Source organism: Variovorax sp. P5_A3 (assembly GCF_056400665.1).
Genome location: NZ_JBFUKW010000011.1, coordinates 1 through 17,593, shown reverse-complemented (window position 1 = coordinate 17,593; position 17,593 = coordinate 1). Strand labels below are relative to the sequence as shown.

The window sequence follows — 17,593 nt, the reverse complement described above, 5'->3', positions numbered from 1 at the left end:
GCGCTACGTCCCGCACTAGGCCGTTCGCCAGATTTGCGCTCGCAGCCGTACGCGCGGAAACTGGATGTTTCATTCAGGCTTGTTCGGAGGTCTTGTGGGCAGCGAGTCCTCTCCTGTCGTTTCAGGCGCGGCGCCGGGCTGGTTCGGCAAGCTGCCCGGTATGGGCGACTTCGCGCATCGCCGCCTGCCCGAGGAATTTCGCGATGCCTGGGCGCGCTGGCTGAATGCCGGCCTGGCGCGCCTGCGCGTACTTCACCAGAACTGGACCGAGCGCTATCTCGAGGCGCCGCTCTGGTGCTTTGTTCTGGGCAACGGCGTCGTCGGCGGGCAAAGCTGGATCGGCGTGATGATGCCTTCGGTCGATGAGTCGGGACGGTACTTTCCCTTCACCGTGACGCAGGAACTCGTGTCCCCGCGCAGCGAACTCACCGGCGAGGCCCTGGCCGAGGTGCGGCGCTGGTGGGCTCTGGCGCGCCAGGGCGCACATGAAGGACTCGACCGGGATCTCGACGCCGTCGGATTCGAGGTGCTGCTGCATCGTCTTTTCGCGGACGATGCACCGGTCGGGAGCGAGGGGGGCGAATCCGCGCTGGCATTGCCGGTCGTCGGCCAGTCCCTCTGGTTCACCGACCCGACGGCCGAAGACGGCGTCGGCATGGCCAGCCAGGGCCTGCCGGAGGACGACCAGTTCGAAGCGCTCTTCGGCTACGCGGCCGGCGCGTCGACGCAGGGCCCGGAGCCGCCGTGACCTCCGGTGCCAGCGACGCGCCCACCGTCGCACCCAGTGTCCGGACGGCGGTCGACAACGCGGAAGCCGGCCGGCTTCCGGTGGGCAGCCGGCTGGCCGAGTTCGAGGTGACCCGCATCGTCGGACAAGGCGGCTTCGGGGTGGTCTACGAGGCCTGGGACCCCAGGCTGGAACGTGTGGTCGCGATCAAGGAATACCTGCCCTCGCTGCTGTCGACGCGCCAGGTGGACGGCGCGGTCATGCCGCTGTCCGAGCGGCACCGCGAGACCTTCGACCTCGGCATGCGCAGTTTCATCAACGAGGCAAGGCTCCTGGCCCGCTTCGACCATCCGTCGCTGCTGAAGGTCTACCGGTCGTGGCAGGAGCGCGGCACTTCCTACATGGTGATGCCCTTCTATCGAGGCGACACGCTGCGGCAGGCGCTGGCCGCCAGGCCGGGCGGTGTCGACGAGGGCTGGCTCCTGCGCGTCATGGACGGCGTGACGCAGGCGCTCGCGGTGATGCATGCTGCCCAGTGCTATCACCGCGACATCGCGCCGGACAACATCATCCTGCTCGAAGGCTCGGAGCGTCCGGTCGTGCTGGACTTCGGCGCCGCGCGGCGCGTGATCAGCGACAAGACGCAGACCATCACGGTCATCCTGAAGCCGGGCTACGCGCCCATCGAGCAGTACGCCGACATGCCGGGCATGACGCAGGGCGCGTGGACCGACGTGTATGCGCTGGCGGCGCTGATGCACGTCGCGGTGTGTGGCCATGCGCCGCCGCCGTCCGTGGCGCGCCTGCTGTCCGACGCCTACGTGCCGCTCGCGAACAACGAGGCCTTGCAGCAGCGCTACAGCGCGCGACTGCTTTCGGCCATCGACGCGGGACTCGCCGTGCGGCCCGAATCCCGGCCGCAGTCGATGACGGCACTGCGCGAGGCCCTGGGCCTGGTTGGGAACCCGGCAGCGTACCGACCGGCGAAGGCGGTCGCGGCGGTGCGGGTTGCGGCGCCGACGGTGGCACCGCCTCCACCATCCGGAGGCAAGGGCCGCCTCGTCGCGGCCGCGGCCGTCGCGGCCCTGATCGCGATCGCGGCCGGGTGGTGGCTGCTGCAGAGCGGGATCGTTTGACGTGAGGGGGTTGCTGTGCACATGAAGATGAAGATCGTCACCTTGTCGAAGAAGGGCGGCCGGGCCTACAACGAAGACGTTTTCGGGGAATGGAGCGACGGTCGCTTCGTCGCCTGCCTGGTGGCCGATGGTGCCGGCGGCCACGGCGGCGGCGATGTGGCCGCGGCGACCGCGCGCACCAGCATGCTGGACGGCTTCGCAGCGGCGCCCGCGCTCGACAGCGCCAGCCTGCGACGGCTGCTGGAGCAGGCCAATCGCGACGTGGTGGCCCGCCAGGCCGAAGGTGGCCTGCTGGCCGACATGCGTTCGACGGCCGTGATGGCGGCCATCGACCTGCACGAGCGCGAACTCGCCTGGGCCCACAGCGGCGACAGTCGCGCCTACCTGTTCCGCGCCGGCGTGCTGCTGGCGCGCACCGTCGACCACAGCCTGGTGCAGCAGATGGTGGCGGGCGGCATGATCGACGAGGAAGGCGCACGCATGCATCCGCAGCGCAATCTGCTGCTGTCGGCGCTGGGTGCGGCGGACGGGGCGCTGGACATCGCCGTCTCCGAGCGCATGCCCCTCGCCGTCGGCGACGCATTGCTGCTGTGTAGCGACGGCATCTGGGAGGTGCTGGGCGACGCATTCCTGGGCGCGGCCCTGTTGGCTTCACGGAGCCCGGGACAATGGATCGAACAGATCGACGCCGAGATCAAGGCGAGGGCCAAGCCGGGCCACGACAACTACACGGCCGTCGGGCTGTGGCTCACGTAGGTCTCCGCAGGCGCCGCCACCGCGATCGGGCCCGCGCAGCCGCTTGCGCCGGAACGGTCAATCCCGTACCCTGAATCGCCGTCAAGGCGGAGCGCGTCCCGTTCGGGCAACACGACTTCGCGGACAGGGCGCCGAGGAGACCCACTCATGCCAAGCCGATCGAACGGCCTCGCGGCCGAAATGGAAGCGGTGCGAACGCTGGCGCTCGTCGGAGCGTCCGCCTCCGGCAAGACCACCCTTGCCGAAGCGCTGCTGCACAAATCGGGCGCCATCGGTGCGCCGGGCAGCATCGAACGCGGCAGCACCGTGAGCGACCATGACCCGCTCGAGCGACGCATGCAGCATTCGCTCAATGCATCGGTGATGCACTTCACGCATGCGGGCACGCGGATTCACTTCATCGACACCCCGGGCGGCCCCGATTTCCTCGGCCAGAGCCTGCCCGCGCTGGAAGCGGTGGAGACAGCGGCCATCGTCATCAATGCCAGCACCGGCATCGAGCCGATGGCCGTGCGCATGATGGAATACGCGGCTTCGCGGCATCTCACCCGCATGATCATCGTCAACAAGATCGACGCGCAGGGCGTCGACGTCGCGAGGCTGCTTGAGCAGCTCCAGGCGACCTTCGGCCGCGAATGCCTGCCGCTGAACCTGCCCGGAAGCGCAGGTTCGCGCGTGGTCGATTGCTTCTTCAACCGCGAGGGCGATTGCGACGCGGGCAGCGTCGACGCGGCGCACCGAGCGCTCGTCGAGCAGGTGGTCGAGGTCGATGCCGCCTTCGTCGACCGCTACCTCAACGACGGCGATATCGACGCGAGCGAACTGCATGCGCCGCTCGAACAGGCGCTGCGGGAAGGGCACCTGATCCCCGTCTGCTTCGTTTCGGCGCGCAGTGGGGCCGGCGTGTCCGAGTTGCTCGACGTGTTCGTCAAGCTGCTGCCGGACCCCACCGAAGCCAATCCGCCGGACTTCCTGGTCGGCGAAGGCGCGGCTGCAAAGCCGATGCAGGCCACGCCCGATCCGTCGCTGCATGTGCTGGCGCACGTCTTCAAGGTGACGGTGGACCCGTATGTCGGCAAGCTGGGGATCTTTCGGGTGCACCAGGGCACGGTCACGACGAACAGCCAGCTCTACGTCGGCGACGGTCGCAAGCCCTTCAAGGTGGGCCACCTGTTCATGCTGCAGGGCAAGGACCATGTGGAGGTCTCGCGTGCCCTGCCGGGCGACATCGTGGCGGTGGCCAAGGTGGAGGACATCCGCTTCGATTCCGTGCTGCACGATGCGGCCGAGGACGACCACGTGCATCTCGCGCCGCTCGACTTTCCGATCCCGGTGCACGGGCTGGCCATCGAGCCGAAGCGGCACGGCGACGAGCAGCGCATGTGGGAGATCCTCGGCAAGCTGGTGGGCGAGGACCCCTGCCTGCGTGTCGAGCACGTGGCCGCGACCAACGAGTCGGTGGTCTACGGGCTGGGCGAACTGCATTTGCGCGTGCTGCTCGAGAGGTTGCGCGAGGTCTACCGCTTCGAGGTCAACACACGCCCGCCGCGCATCGCCTACCGCGAGACGGTGACCATGCCGGCGGAGGGTCACCACCGGCACAAGAAACAGACGGGCGGGGCCGGCCAGTTCGGCGAAGTGTTCCTGCGCATCGAGCCGCTGGCGCGTGGCGCGGGCTTCGAGTTCGTCGACCAGGTCAAGGGCGGCACGATTCCCGGCCAGTTCATCCCGGCGGTCGAGAAAGGCGTGCGCGAGGTGCTGGTGACGGGTGCGATCGCCGGCTACCCGGTGGTCGATGTGCGCGTGGTCGTGCACGACGGCAAGCACCACAGCGTGGACAGCAAGGACATCGCTTTCGCCACGGCCGGCCGCAAGGCCTTCATGGCGGCCATCCGCGAGGCGCGCGCGATCGTTCTGGAGCCGATCGTGCAGATCGAGATCGCCGCGCCGGACGGGTCGATCGGCGATGTCACCGGCGATCTCTCGTCCCGGCGGGGACTCGTCACCGGGACGTCGAACATGGCGGCGGGCACTGTCGTCATCAAGGGCCAGGTACCGATGTCGGAGCTGTCGAGCTACCAGTCGCGTCTCAACGCGATGACAAGCGGGCAGGGGCGCTACACGATTTCGCTCTCTCACTACGAAGCGGTGCCGCCGACCGTGCAGCAGACATTGATGGGGCAGCACCGCGTACGCGACGACGAATGACGGCGGCCCGCATCGGGCGTCGCTTCACGCCTCACATCTGCGTGGAGCCGAAGTAGCTGTCGCTGGCGCCGTCCGGATTTCGGGATCGCGCGAGCGGCTGATCCGCCGGCAGGAAGCGTGCGAACAGGTCCTGGACGAAAGCGCCGCCGCGACCGTCGTGCGGCACGGCGGTGAGATAGAGCCCGCGCCAGCGCGGCGAATGCGGGCCATGGCCGTTGCCGAAGATGCGGTCCGCCATGGTGCGCAAGCCCGGCTGCAACGAGCGGACCTCCTCGACGAACCCGTGGATGGCCTGGCGCTGAACAGGGTCCTGCGCGCCGCGAAGCAACGCCATGCGCAGCGCATGCAGGCGCTGCGTGATCTCGTCGAACAGGAGGTCGAGCTCGACGCCGGCCTCGATGCGCGGGGCCGTTTCGTTGGCCAGCCGGTGGCCGAGGGCCTGGGCGGTCACCTCGTCCGGCAGGGCTGCGCGCACGATGTCGTAGCCGCGCAGCTGTTCCAGCCCGGTCACGAACAGGTAGACCGGCAGGACCAGGCGCAGGTGCTCCGTCGCCTCGTGGATCAGGGTTCGTACCCTCGCCGCCGCAGCCTCCCGTGCGGAAGCCTCGCCGAGCAGGCAGGACACGCCTACGCACACCACGACGCCGTTGAGCGGGAGGCGCTCCCGGCGTTCCGCGAGCTCCAGCAGGGCGCGATACCAGAGGCTGCGTTCGTGCGGGTCCGCGGGATCGCCCAGCGCCGCGGGCGTGGTCTCGATCGCGATCATCGACGGCAGGCTGCGCCAGTGCCAGAAGGCGTCGCCGTCCCCGGCATGCGGTGCCGGGGGCGAAGTCTGCGCATCGGAGGCGGCATCCAGCAGGCCGGCCACGTTGGCCGATGCGTCGCCGATGAAGACGAACCAGGGAATCGCGTACAGGGGATTGCGCAGCGCCGGCGGGGCCGGCGACTGTTGGAGCGCCCGCCGCGCATTCGCCAGGGATTGCTCGAGTTCGCCGGGCTTCGACGGCGCCTCTTTCTCCTGACCCAGCGCCGCGATGCGAAGGCGCAGCATTCGCCGTCTTGCCGAGCGACCCGACCCGAGGACGATCCACCACAAGCTCAGGAAGGCGAGCAGGCACAGCCCCAGCAGGGGCCAGAAGAGGGTGGGGAGCTGGGACATGGAACTTGCTCGTCGTCACCGCGGAACGGTTTCGAGGAACACGAAGTCGGCGATGACCTTTGCGCCGAATTCGCCCGCTGCCAGCGAAGCCCGCAGTCGCTGGAGATAGGCGGACGCGAGCTCGAACGGCGGCCTGTCCGCGGTGTCGCTGAAGGGCGTCGGCGACGACAGCGCGGTGAGCAGCACCGTGCCGAAGGGCGGCGCCACCAGCCAGCTAGACGGGATGTCGCGGCCCAGCTCGATGGTTTCGCCGGCGCGCACGCGCGGTTGCCCTCGCCCCGCGTTCAGGTGCATCACGGCGCCGTCGGCGGTGTAGTAGTCGACCCACAGGTAGCCTTCGTAGTCGGCGTTCCGGACCTGGAACAGCACCATGTCGCCCTCGCGCAACTGCCCATGCCGTGCGGTGGAGGCGGCGACCTTCAGCCCGAGCTTGAGGTCCAGATTGCGGGCCTGATAGGGCTTGAGGATGGCCACGACCTCGCAGTGCGGCCACACGCGCAACTGGAGGTCGAAGCGCACGGTGCCGACGCCCGGCACGGCGCGCACGTCGCGTTCCAGGCGGGCCACTTCCTCGGGGCGCGAGACGAAGCCGGTCACGCGCATTCCACCGTCCTTCGCCTGGCTCACGGCGAGATCCGCGCAGGCGTAGGTCTGGAATTGCTGCTCAACCCGCTGCACCAGCGTGGGCGACGATTCGTGGGGTCCCGTCAGCAGGAACCACAGCAGATAGGCGAGCGGGACCAGGAGTGCCAGCGCACCGCCGGTGCGCAGCAAGGCGCGCTGCCGCCATTGCGGATCGCGCGGTCCCGGCGGGTCGGGCACGGCGTAGGGCTGGGGCGTGATGCGGTCCTGCGCCAGAGTCTCGATCGCGGCCGGACGGATCGGGAGCTGCTGTCCGTGCAGGTCCTTGAGCTTGCCGAGTTCGCCCCCTTCGCCGCTCTCGAAGTAGTACTGGCCCTTGAATCCGAGCACCAGCGCATGCCAGTACACCTCGCGGACTTCGTCGTCGCCGGACTGCAGGGCAGACAGGTGATGAAAGAACTCGGTGTGCGCGTTCTGCGAGTTGAAGAGCGCGACCTGCAAGGGCGCCACCGACTCCGTGCAGTCGGGGTGGCGCGCCAGGATCTCGTCCAGCCAAGCGACCATCGCGAAGAGCGCCGACTCGACCTTCTCGGCGGGACTGCCCAGCTTGCGGGCAGCGACACGCGCTTCGTCGATGAGGGCCCGGGCCTTGCGCTGCGCCGCGTCGCAGGTGTCGCTCACCCGGCCGACAGCGATCGATGCGTCCAGCGAGAGGCCGAACGAAAGCAGCGCTGAGAATGAGTCGAGCAGGCGAGCCATGCATCGCTCGCGGCTATGCTTCAGTTGCGACGGGAGCCTCGCGTTTGCGCCTGCTTCGATGGCACATGCCGATGTCCCCTGTCGTTTCTGGTATGGAATCGATTCTTTCCACGCGCGTGCGCGCGCGCCATACCGCTTGGGAGCTATGTCGTTCGGGGAGCAAATCCGCCTTGATGTGCGGTGCGTTCACCGGTATCTTCAGCCTGCTGAGTTCACATCTGACGCTGGGGTAAGCCATGAAAATCCTGATCGCCGACGACCACCGGCTCGTCATCGAGGCGGTCAAGGCCAAATTGTCGGAGCTCGAGGCCGACATCGAGTTCGTCCTGGCAATGAGCGTCGACGAACTGCTCGCCGGTGCATCCGACGACATCGACCTGGCCGTGATCGACCTGAACATGCCGGGCGCCGAGGGACAGGCCCACATCGACGAAATCCGTCGCCGCCATCCCGCGGTGCCGGTCATCGTGCTCTCGGGCTACGAAGACCCTGCCGTGATGCGCAGCGCGCTGGAGCGCGGCGTACTTGGCTTCATCCCCAAGGCGTACTCGCCCGAGGTGATGCTGTCCGCGGTACGGCTGGTGCTGGCGGGCGGCGTCTACGTGCCGCCGATGATGCTGGCGGCTTTGCCTCCAGGCGTCATCGCCGGCATTCCCAATGCAAGCGCGGCGATCGATGCGGCGCAGCGCGGCTCTGCCGCGGCCTCGGCGCAGACGCTGGAGCACTTGCGCAACGTGCTGACCGAGCGACAGGTCGAGGTGCTGCAACTGCTGTCGCAAGGCAAGCCCAACAAGCTGATCGGGCGCGCGCTCGGCATCAGCGAGGGCACGGTCAAGATTCACCTGGCCGCGATCTTCCGGGCGCTCAACGTGCGCAACCGCACCGAGGCGGTGGTTGCGGCGCAGTCGCTCACCGAAGCCTGACGCCCCGGGAGCCCGGGCGCCTCTCGGGCTTCGCCGCTTATCCTCGGGGGCATGTCCCTGGATCTCTCAAACTTCGACGCGGCGATCGTCGATCTCGACGGAACGATGATCGACACCATCGGAGATTTCGTCGTCGCCCTCAACCGCATGCTCGATGAACTCGCCTTGCCGCACATCGATGGGCCGACGGTCGAGGTCATGGTGGGCAAGGGCTCGGAGCATCTCATTCACTCGGTGCTTCGGCACGTGCGGGGCACTTCGGTGGACGACGCTGCCTGGTTCGAACGCGCGTGGCCGCGCTACCAGCACCATTACCTGGCCGTCAACGGACAGCATGCGAAGGTCTATGCCGGCGTCGAGGAAGGCCTGTCCGCGTTGCGGACCCGGGGCTTGCGTCTGGCCTGCCTGACCAACAAGCCCACTGCTTTCGCGAAGCCGCTGCTCGCGTCGAAGGGCCTCGCCGGCTTTTTCGACGTGATGTTCGGTGGCGATGCCTTCGACAGGAAGAAGCCCGATCCGCTGCCCCTGATCAAGGCCTGCGAAGCACTCGGCACCAAGCCCGCACGAACCCTGATGATCGGCGATTCAAGCAACGACGCGAAAGCCGCGCGCGCCGCAGGCTGCCCCGTCATCCTCGTCAGCTACGGCTACAACCACGGCAAACCTGTCCGTGAGGTGGACGCCGACGGCTTCGTCGACTCCCTGGCCGACCTGACAGCCCCGAAGCAAGCGGCGTAAACGATCAAGGCCGGCGCAGCCAGGCCCCTTCGCGAAACACCGCGGAACCGGCTCCGCCGGGCCGCCGGTGTTGCCCCCGGCCGGGGGTAGGCGAAGCGACACGAAGTGCGCGCAGCCTGGGGGCGAGTGTCATCTCCCCAAGAGAGCATCCTTGAGTTTCCAGTCGGCCGGATTTGGCCCGAGCCAGATACGCATCAGGGCATTGAAGAACGCTTGTTCCTTGATCGGGTCGCCCTGCGGAACACCCCTTACCGCGATCGCCGTGCCGGTGCCGGGCAACCAATCGACCGTGAACGAGTCGCCGGCCTTCAACTGCTTCTGATCGGAGAAGACCTGGCTCATGCGCAGCAGCCCCGGGATCAGCTGTGACATTTCGCCCTTGGGGGAGTTGTCTTCCACGCCGCGCGTGAAGAGCTTGCCCAGTTCGTTGGCGTCGATGTCACGCAGCATCGTGATGGCTATCCGCTTGGGACCCGACGCCGCCAGCACCTCTTCGGGCGTGCCCGCCTTGGTGCCCAGGTACAGGCCAGCCGTGTAGACCTTGAAGACGGCCTTGTAGCGCACACCCGCGCCGTTGAGCTGCAGCTTGCTCCCCTTGAGGTCGATGGCCTCGTCCAGCTTGACACCGGCGACGTCGATCTGGGCGGCAGACGCAGCGAGCGACGCGAGGGCGAGGGTGGACAGCGCGATCACGCGCCGCAAGGCAAACTGGGGCATCAAAATAGTCTCCGTGGGCTCCAAAAGGTCCGAATGTATCTTTTGGTACAAGCTTTGTCCCTCGGCTAAACTCCCCATCCCATGTTCATTCATCACGTCATTCAGACAGGTCAAGGCAGCCGGGGAGCCTGGCCTTGGCGCACGCCATCGACGTTGCCTGCTTGATTGCACGGCGCACGCCGTGCGCCCGCGGCCCTCAGCATCCTGACGGCCAGACCTGAATGACCCCGCCAGCGACCCACACGCGTCTGCTGGCCGACGGAGACCCCACCCGTGATCACTGAACTCGAATTCAAAAGCCTCAGCGCGCAGGGCTACAACCGCATCCCGCTGATGGTCGAGGCCTTTGCCGACCTCGAAACACCTCTTTCCCTGTATCTCAAACTCGCCTACACCAAGGACAGCGGCAAGCACAGCTTCCTGCTCGAATCGGTGGTGGGCGGCGAACGCTTCGGCCGATACAGCTTCATCGGACTTCCCGCGCGCACGCTTTTGCGCGCCAGCGGCTTCGGATCCGAGGCCGTCACAGAGGTCGTAACAGACGGCAAAGTCGTGGAAAAAGTCCAGGGCAACCCCCTCGATTTCGTCGCGGCTTACCAACAGCGCTTCAAGGTCGCCCTGCGGCCGGGCCTGCCCCGCTTCTGTGGCGGTCTGGCGGGCTACTTCGGCTACGACACGGTGCGTCACATCGAGAAGAAGCTCGAGAAGACTTGCCCGCCCGACGCCCTGGGCTGCCCCGACATCCTTTTGCTGCAGTGCGAGGAACTGGCGGTCATCGACAACCTCTCGGGCAAGCTCTACCTGATCGTCTATGCCGATCCGGGCCAGTCCGAGGCCTACGCCAACGCCAAGCGCCGCCTGCGCGAGCTGCGCGACCAGCTCAAGTATTCGGTGAGTGCGCCGCGCGTGATGCCGACGCAGGCGCATCCGGCGCAGCGCAGCTTTGCCAAGGCCGACTACCTCGCGGCGGTCGAGCGCGCCAAGGAACTGATCGCGGCCGGTGACTTCATGCAGGTGCAGGTCGGCCAGCGCATCAGCAAGCGTTATACGGAGTCGCCGCTGTCGCTGTATCGCGCGCTGCGTTCGCTCAATCCGTCGCCGTACATGTACTACTACCACCTGGGCGATTTTCACGTGGTCGGTGCTTCGCCCGAAATCCTCGTGCGGCAGGAGCACACCGGCGAGGGTGAGCAGAAGATCACCATCCGGCCGCTGGCCGGCACCCGTCCGCGCGGCGCCTCGCCCGAACTCGACAAGGCGGCGGAAGTCGAGCTGATCAACGACCCCAAGGAGCGCGCCGAGCACGTGATGCTGATCGACCTGGCGCGCAACGACATCGGCCGCATCGCGAAGACCGGCAGCGTCAAGGTGACGGAAGCCTTCGCGGTCGAGCGCTACAGCCACGTCATGCACATCGTGAGCAACGTCGAGGGGACGCTGAAGGACGGCATGACCGCGATCGACGTGCTCAAGGCCACCTTTCCGGCGGGCACGCTGACGGGCGCACCCAAGGTGCATGCGATGGAGCTGATCGACCAGCTCGAGCCGACCAAGCGCGGCATCTATGGCGGCGCCTGCGGCTACATCAGCTACGCCGGCGACATGGACGTGGCCATCGCGATCCGGACCGGCATCGTGAAGGACCAGATGCTGCACGTGCAGGCCGCGGCTGGCGTGGTTGCCGACTCGGTGCCCGAACTCGAATGGAAAGAGACCGAGGCCAAGGCGCGCGCGTTGCTGCGCGCCGCGGAACTGGTCGAGGAGGGACTGGAATGATGGCCGACGACACCCAGAACAACGACTTCTCCCACGAGATCATCGGCGCGGCCGTCGAGGTGCAGCGCGTGCTCGGCACCGGTCTGGCCCAGGAGGTCTATGCCGCCGCGCTGGAGATCGAACTGGCCGAGCGCGAGATCGGTTTCGTGCGCGACGTGCCGATGTCGGCCAGCTACAGGGGCCGGTCGCTCGGCGAGGTCTGCCGTGCGGACTTCGTGGTGGAGCAATTGGTCGTGGTCGACGTCAGGGCGGTCGACGCCCTCACCGACCTGCATCGCGCCCGAACGCAGGCGGCTGTGCGGCTGTCGGGGCTCAAGCTGGGCCTGCTCATCAATTTCAACGTATTCCCCGTGGTCAAGGGCGTGCACCGGATCGGAGTCAAGCCATGAAGCTCTTGATGATCGACAACTACGACAGCTTCACCTACAACCTGGTGCAGTATTTCGGCGAGCTCGGGGCGGAGGTCGAGGTGCATCGCAATGACGAGATCACGCTTGAAGGGCTCCGGGAGCGCATCGCCGACGGATTTGGCCGGCTCGTGATTTCGCCGGGACCGTGCTCGCCGGCGGAGGCGGGTATCTCGGTCGCGGCGATCCAGGAATTTGCTGGGCGCCTGCCCATCCTCGGCGTGTGCCTCGGGCACCAGGCGATCGGCGCGGCCTTCGGTGGAAAGATCATTCGCGCGCAGCAGTTGATGCACGGCAAGACCAGCGAGATCATGACCACGCGCGAAGGTGTGTTCGCGGGACTGCCGGAGAAATTCAGCGTCAACCGCTATCACTCGCTGGCGATCGAGCGCGACTCCTGCCCAAGCGATCTGCGCATCACCGCGTGGACCTACGACGGCGAGATCATGGGCGTGCGTCACACTGGTTTCGAGCACTCGGTGCGCATCGAGGGCGTGCAGTTCCATCCCGAATCCATCCTCACCGAGCACGGCCACGCCATGCTTCGCAACTTCCTGGAGTGAACCGAATGACGAACTCTTCATCGACCCTGGTCGACCTGCGCAGCGACACGGTCACGCAGCCCACGGACGCGATGCGCGCCGCCATGCTGGCCGCCCCGCTGGGCGACGACGTGTTCAGCGACGACCCGAGCGTCAATGCGCTCCAGGCGCAGATCGCCGGAATGCTGGGCTTCGAGGCGGCGCTGTTCGTGCCCACGGGCACCCAAAGCAACCTCTGCGCGATCCTTTCGCATTGCCAGCGGGGCGACGAATACATCGTCGGCCAGATGGCGCACTGCTATCGCTGGGAAGGCGGCGGCGCGGCTGTGTTCGGCAGCGTGCAGCCGCAGCCCCTGAACCATCAGCCGGACGGGACGCTGGCTCTGGACGAGATCGAAGCCGCCATCAAGCCCGACGATGCGCATTTCGCGCGCACACGGCTGCTCGCGCTCGAGAACACGCTGGGCGGCAAGGTGCTGCCCTTCGCCTACGTCGAGCAGGCCACGCAACTGGCGCAGCGCAAGGGGCTGAATCGTCACCTCGACGGCGCGCGGCTTTTCAACGCCGCCGTGGCGCAGGCTGCGCAACGTGGTTCCGATGCGCGCACCGAGGCTCGCCGCATTGCAGGCTGCTTCGACAGCGTGTCGGTGTGCTTCAGCAAGGGCCTGGGCGCACCTGTAGGGTCCGCGCTGTGCGGGACGCGCGAGTTCATCGCCCGCGCGCACCGCATTCGCAAGATGGCCGGCGGCGGTATGCGGCAGGCGGGCATGTTGGCGGCGGCGGCATCCCATGCGCTGGAGCACCATGTCGAGCGACTTGCGCAGGATCATGCCCTCGCCCGCCAACTGGCGGAGGGACTGGCAGGCATCGACGAGCTTCAGGTCGAGGCGCCTCAGACGAATCTGCTATTCGTCGACCTGATGGGCGCGGCGCGCACGCGTTCCGTTGAACTTCTGGCGCACCTGAAGCAGCACGGCGTTCTTGCGACGGGGCTCTACCGGTTGCGCTTCGCGACCCACCTCGATGTCGATGCCGACGGCGTCGACCGCGCGACAAGGGCCATCCGGAGCTTCTTCCATGCCTGAGCCTCATTCCCTGCTGCTCTTCATCGCGGCCGGGCTTCTGCTGAATCTCACGCCGGGCCCGGATGTGCTTTACATCGTGACCCGTTCGTTGCGATCAGGCACTCGGGCCGGAATCGTTGCCGGTTTCGGCATCACGGCTGGCTGCTTCGTCCACATCACTGCCGCAGCCCTGGGCGTGAGTGCGCTGATGGCGGCATCGACGACCGCATTCACCGCCCTGAAATGGGTGGGCGCTGCGTACTTGCTGTGGGTCGGCGCGCGGATGCTGTTGTCGCGACCTTCGGCGACCGGACAGGCGGCGGCATCGGGTAGCGACCCGGTGGGTCCGGCCGACATGAAGAGCGTCTTTCTCGGCGGCTTCTGGACGAATGCACTGAACCCCAAGGTGGCGCTGTTCTTCCTGGCCTTCGTCCCGCAGTTCATCGCGCCCGGTACGGACAACAAGCCGCTCGCCTTCTTCCTGCTGGGCGTGCTGTTCAACTTCAACGCGATCTTCGTCAATGTGGCGTGGGCGCTGCTCGCCGGCTGGACTGCGCGCCGCGTCGGCGTTGTCCAACGCGGCATGCACTGGCTGCAGCGCGGCGCGGGCGTGCTGTTCGTCGGCTTCGGCTTCAGGCTCGCGCTTTCCGACAATCCCCTCGCCCCGACTTCCACTCATTGATTCAAGGGAGACAAACACCATGCCCATCACCCCCCAGGAAGCGCTCCAGCGCACCATCGAGCACCGCGAAGTCTTCCACGACGAGATGCTGCACATCGTGCGCATGATCATGAGCGGCGAGTGTTCGCCGGTGATGATGGCCGCGCTGATCACCGGCTTGCGCGTCAAGAAGGAAACCATCGGCGAAATCACCGCGGCTGCGCAAGTGATGCGGGAGGTTTCGACCAAGGTGCCGGTGGCCGACACGACGAACCTTGTCGACATCGTGGGCACCGGCGGCGACGGCTCGCACACCTTCAACATCTCGACCTGCTCGATGTTCGTCGTCGCGGCGGCGGGTGCCAAGGTCAGCAAGCACGGCGGGCGCAGTGTGAGCAGCAAATCCGGCAGCGCCGACGTGCTCGAGTCGCTCGGCATCAACATCAACCTGAAGCCGGAGCAGATCGCGAAATGCATCGCCGACGTGGGCATCGGCTTCATGTTCGCGCCGAACCATCATCCGGCGATGAAGAACGTCGCACCGATCCGCAAGGAACTCGGCATCAAGACGATCTTCAACATCCTGGGCCCGCTGACCAACCCGGCCGGGGCACCGAACATCCTGATGGGTGTGTTCCATGCCGACCTCGTCGGGATCCAGGTGCGGGCATTGCAGCGTCTGGGCGCAGAGCATGCGTTGGTCGTCTACGGCCGAGACGGCATGGACGAGATCTCGCTTGGCGCGGCCACCATGGTGGGCGAACTCAAGGATGGCGAAGTTCGGGAGTACGAGCTCCATCCGGAGGATTTCGGATTTGCGATGTCGAGCAATCGCACGCTGCGTGTCGAGACGCCGGAACAGTCGAAGGCCATGCTGCTCGATGTGCTCGACAACCAGCCGGGGCCGGCGCGTGACATCGTGCTGCTCAACGCCGGTGCTGGGCTGTATGCGGCCAATGTGTCCGACTCGATCGCGGCAGGCGTGGACCGGGCGCGCGCGGCGCTCGAATCCGGGGCGGCCAAGGCGAAGCTGGCTGAACTCATCGCCGCCACGGCGGTCTAGGAGGGCGGCGAAACCATGTCGGACATTCTCGAAAAAATCGTTGCCGTCAAACGCGAGGAAATCGCGGCGGCGAGGAAGAAGGCTCCCCTCGAAGCCGTCCGCTTCGATGCGGAAAGTCGCGTGCTCACGCGCGACTTCACGGGCGCCCTGCACGCAAAGATCGCGGCCGGCGCCGCGGCGGTCATCGCCGAGATCAAGAAGGCCAGCCCGAGCAAAGGCGTGTTGCGCGCCGACTTCATACCGGCGGACATCGCCCAGAGCTACGCCGAGGGCGACGGTATGGTGAGCGCGGCCTGCCTTTCGGTGTTGACCGATCGGCAATTCTTCCAGGGCGGCGTCGACTACCTGAAGCAGGCGCGCGCGTCGTGCGACCTGCCGGTGCTTCGCAAGGATTTCATCGTCGACGCGTACCAGGTGTACGAGTCGCGCGCGATGGGCGCGGACGCAATCCTGTTGATCGCAGCCTGCCTGGACGATGCCCAGATGCGCGAGTTCGAGGCGATCGCCATCGGTCTGGGCATGTCGGTGCTGGTCGAAGTGCACGATGGCGCCGAACTCGAGCGGGCGCTGAAGCTCAAGACGCCACTCATCGGCGTCAACAACCGCAATCTGCGGACCTTCGAGGTGTCGATCCAGACCACGATCGATCTGCGAGCTCAGGTGCCGCGCGACCGGTTGCTCGTGACCGAGTCGGGCATCGCGACACGCGACGACGTCGCCAGGCTGCGCGCGGCGGGCGTCCACGCGTTCCTGGTCGGCGAGGCCTTCATGCGTGCGGACGAACCGGGTGAAGCCCTCGCCACCTTGTTCCAATGAGCACGAGAGATCAGCTCGCAAGCAGCGATCCGGCCGACTGGCCGGTCGCGAACGGCTGGCGGCCTTTGACGGACCATTTCTTCGAGGGGCCGGTTGGCCAGAAACTGCTTGTCTTCTTGCGCGAGCGGCTGGACGCCGGCGCGGTGATCTTCCCGCCCCAACCGCTTCGAGCGCTTGAATTGACGCCGCCGGAGGAGGTTCGGGTTGTGATTCTTGGGCAAGACCCGTATCACGGGCGCGGCCAGGCCGAAGGGCTTGCCTTTTCGGTGGCGCCCGGCGTGGCGTTGCCCCCGTCGCTGCGCAACATCTTCAAGGAGCTGGAACGCGACCTCGGCACGCCGCCGCCGAAGTTTCCGAATCCCGGGGGGAGCCTGGCCAAGTGGGCGACGCACGGCGTGCTGCTGCTCAACACCTGCCTGACTGTGGAGGAGGGGCAGGCGGCCAGTCACGCCGGGCGAGGCTGGGAAGTGTTGACGGACGCCGTGATCCGGCATGTTGCAGATGGCGAGCGCCCGGTGGTCTTCATGCTTTGGGGCTCGCATGCGCAGAGCAAGCGCGCGCTGATCGACACAAATCGTCACAAGGTGCTGATGTCGAATCATCCTTCGCCCCTCTCGGCGTTGCGACCGCCGGTGCCATTCATCGGTTGCGGGCACTTCGGGCAAGCCCGGGCGTGGCGCGAAGCGGGACGGTGCTGAGTCGTGAGGCGCGGGAGTAAGTGCTTGATTTCATGCGAGAATCTTGGGCTCGGAGTAAATCGCATCGCCTGAGCGGCCGGCCGAACTTGCTGGCGGTGAAGTTGCTGCAATGCGGCACGCAGGCTGTCGGTGAGGTCGACGCACCTAGGCAATCGTGCTATATTCCGAGGTTCGCCGGAGAGGTGGCCGAGTGGTTAATGGCAGCAGACTGTAAATCTGCCCTCTTACGAGTACGCTGGTTCGAATCCAGCCCTCTCCACCAGCGATGAATGGATTTTTGAAGAGCGCTTGAATGTGATGAGCCCAGGCGAAAGTGAAGGCTCTGACCGTGCTGCGGCGCAACCCAACCTGGAGGCTCATTCAGATCGGTTTGTGTCGTATTGCGGGAGTAGTTCAATGGTAGAACCCTAGCCTTCCAAGCTAATGACGCGGGTTCGATTCCCGTCTCCCGCTCCACAGGTCCACGTCAGCGCAAGGCACGGTTGGTTATAGATATCGCCCATTTGGCTCAGTGGTAGAGCACTCCCTTGGTAAGGGAGAGGTCGCGGGTCCGATTCCCGCAATGGGCACCAGTTTTGGGGTTGCAGCCGGTGGGTTGCAACCCCATATCAGTGTGTTGATCTAGTTATTTTTCGGAGTCGAGAAAATGGCAAAAGGAAAATTCACCCGTACGAAGCCGCACGTGAACGTGGGCACGATTGGTCACGTTGACCATGGCAAGACGACGCTGACGGCGGCGATTGCGACGGTGCTGTCGAGCAAGTTCGGTGGCGAAGCCAAGGCCTACGACCAGATCGACGCGGCGCCGGAAGAGAAGGCGCGCGGCATCACGATCAACACCGCGCACGTCGAATACGAGAC

At 66.5% G+C, this 17,593-nt stretch carries 18 protein-coding genes and 3 tRNA genes; 18 read left to right on the top strand and 3 right to left on the bottom strand.

The features are described 5' to 3' along the window. The first annotated feature begins 64 nt into the window (after nt 1–64). The 4 genes from tagF (at nt 65) to fusA (ending at nt 4,827) form a co-directional block, all read left to right on the top strand. A complete protein-coding gene (gene tagF, locus AC1D3B_RS18395; RefSeq protein WP_478192098.1) occupies nt 65–748 on the top strand; it encodes a type VI secretion system-associated protein TagF in 684 nt (227 codons plus the stop codon). Beyond that, complete coding sequence (locus AC1D3B_RS18390; RefSeq protein WP_478192097.1) at nt 745–1,863, top strand: serine/threonine-protein kinase; 1,119 nt, start codon at nt 745–747, stop codon at nt 1,861–1,863. Before tagF ends, AC1D3B_RS18390 begins: the two co-directional genes overlap by 4 nt. Nucleotides 1,864–1,884: 21 nt before the next feature. After that, nucleotides 1,885–2,619 (top strand): PP2C family protein-serine/threonine phosphatase, encoded by a 735-nt coding sequence (locus AC1D3B_RS18385; RefSeq protein ID WP_478192096.1) that lies wholly within the window; start codon nt 1,885–1,887, stop codon nt 2,617–2,619. Nucleotides 2,620–2,766: 147 nt separating this feature from the next. Continuing rightward, nucleotides 2,767–4,827, top strand: coding sequence for an elongation factor G (fusA, locus tag AC1D3B_RS18380; RefSeq protein WP_478192095.1), 2,061 nt, complete (start codon nt 2,767–2,769; stop codon nt 4,825–4,827). 31 nt (nt 4,828–4,858) lie between these two features. Here fusA and AC1D3B_RS18375 read toward each other — a convergent pair whose 3' ends face one another. Continuing rightward, complete coding sequence (locus AC1D3B_RS18375) at nt 4,859–5,986, bottom strand: type VI secretion system protein (protein ID WP_478192094.1); 1,128 nt, start codon at nt 5,984–5,986, stop codon at nt 4,859–4,861. A gap of 15 nt (nt 5,987–6,001) precedes the next feature. Continuing rightward, entirely contained in the window at nt 6,002–7,327 is a 1,326-nt protein-coding gene (locus AC1D3B_RS18370; protein WP_478192093.1) for a DotU family type IV/VI secretion system protein, read from the bottom strand. A 236-nt stretch (nt 7,328–7,563) separates the two neighbouring features. Here AC1D3B_RS18370 and AC1D3B_RS18365 point away from each other — a divergent pair, with 236 nt between their 5' ends. Both AC1D3B_RS18365 and AC1D3B_RS18360 read left to right on the top strand, forming a co-directional pair. Further along, nucleotides 7,564–8,250, top strand: a complete 687-nt coding sequence (locus tag AC1D3B_RS18365; RefSeq protein ID WP_478192092.1) for a LuxR C-terminal-related transcriptional regulator — start codon at nt 7,564–7,566, stop codon at nt 8,248–8,250. A 51-nt stretch (nt 8,251–8,301) separates the two neighbouring features. Then, nucleotides 8,302–8,988 carry a phosphoglycolate phosphatase gene (locus AC1D3B_RS18360; RefSeq protein WP_478192091.1) on the top strand — a complete coding sequence of 229 codons (687 nt, stop codon included), beginning with the start codon at nt 8,302–8,304 and terminating at the stop codon, nt 8,986–8,988. Between the two features lie 129 nt (nt 8,989–9,117). On the opposite strand, the gene AC1D3B_RS18355 is transcribed toward AC1D3B_RS18360, so the two are convergent. Continuing rightward, nucleotides 9,118–9,705 carry a chalcone isomerase family protein gene (locus AC1D3B_RS18355; RefSeq protein ID WP_478192090.1) on the bottom strand — a complete coding sequence of 196 codons (588 nt, stop codon included), beginning with the start codon at nt 9,703–9,705 and terminating at the stop codon, nt 9,118–9,120. 273 nt (nt 9,706–9,978) lie between these two features. On the opposite strand from AC1D3B_RS18355, the gene trpE reads away from it, so the two are divergent. The 12 genes from trpE to AC1D3B_RS18295 form a co-directional block, all read left to right on the top strand. Continuing rightward, nucleotides 9,979–11,481 carry an anthranilate synthase component I gene (gene trpE, locus AC1D3B_RS18350; protein WP_478192089.1) on the top strand — a complete coding sequence of 501 codons (1,503 nt, stop codon included), beginning with the start codon at nt 9,979–9,981 and terminating at the stop codon, nt 11,479–11,481. Beyond that, nucleotides 11,478–11,870 carry a GxxExxY protein gene (locus tag AC1D3B_RS18345; protein WP_478192088.1) on the top strand — a complete coding sequence of 131 codons (393 nt, stop codon included), beginning with the start codon at nt 11,478–11,480 and terminating at the stop codon, nt 11,868–11,870. The genes trpE and AC1D3B_RS18345 overlap by 4 nt, the downstream gene beginning before the upstream one ends. Further along, nucleotides 11,867–12,451 (top strand): anthranilate synthase component II, encoded by a 585-nt coding sequence (locus AC1D3B_RS18340; protein ID WP_478192087.1) that lies wholly within the window; start codon nt 11,867–11,869, stop codon nt 12,449–12,451. The genes AC1D3B_RS18345 and AC1D3B_RS18340 overlap by 4 nt, the downstream gene beginning before the upstream one ends. Before the next feature lie 5 nt (nt 12,452–12,456). Beyond that, a complete protein-coding gene (ltaE, locus tag AC1D3B_RS18335; RefSeq protein ID WP_478192086.1) occupies nt 12,457–13,515 on the top strand; it encodes a low-specificity L-threonine aldolase in 1,059 nt (352 codons plus the stop codon). Continuing rightward, on the top strand, nt 13,508–14,176 hold the full coding sequence (locus tag AC1D3B_RS18330; protein ID WP_478192085.1) for a LysE family translocator: 669 nt from the start codon (nt 13,508–13,510) through the stop codon (nt 14,174–14,176). The genes ltaE and AC1D3B_RS18330 overlap by 8 nt, the downstream gene beginning before the upstream one ends. Nucleotides 14,177–14,195: 19 nt before the next feature. Then, on the top strand, nt 14,196–15,218 hold the full coding sequence (gene trpD, locus AC1D3B_RS18325; RefSeq protein WP_478192084.1) for an anthranilate phosphoribosyltransferase: 1,023 nt from the start codon (nt 14,196–14,198) through the stop codon (nt 15,216–15,218). A 15-nt stretch (nt 15,219–15,233) separates the two neighbouring features. Next, nucleotides 15,234–16,034 carry an indole-3-glycerol phosphate synthase TrpC gene (gene trpC / locus AC1D3B_RS18320; protein ID WP_478192083.1) on the top strand — a complete coding sequence of 267 codons (801 nt, stop codon included), beginning with the start codon at nt 15,234–15,236 and terminating at the stop codon, nt 16,032–16,034. Then, nucleotides 16,031–16,732: a uracil-DNA glycosylase gene (locus AC1D3B_RS18315; protein WP_478192082.1), complete on the top strand. Its 702-nt coding sequence runs from the start codon at nt 16,031–16,033 to the stop codon at nt 16,730–16,732. Before trpC ends, AC1D3B_RS18315 begins: the two co-directional genes overlap by 4 nt. 176 nt (nt 16,733–16,908) lie before the next feature. Continuing rightward, nucleotides 16,909–16,994 (top strand) — tRNA-Tyr (locus AC1D3B_RS18310). Between the two features lie 120 nt (nt 16,995–17,114). Beyond that, nucleotides 17,115–17,188 (top strand) — tRNA-Gly (locus tag AC1D3B_RS18305). A gap of 41 nt (nt 17,189–17,229) precedes the next feature. Continuing rightward, nucleotides 17,230–17,304, top strand: a tRNA-Thr gene (locus tag AC1D3B_RS18300). Nucleotides 17,305–17,378: 74 nt separating this feature from the next. After that, nucleotides 17,379–17,593, top strand: a 215-nt coding sequence (locus AC1D3B_RS18295; RefSeq protein WP_478192081.1) for a GTP-binding protein, incomplete at its 3' end; no start/stop codon positions are given.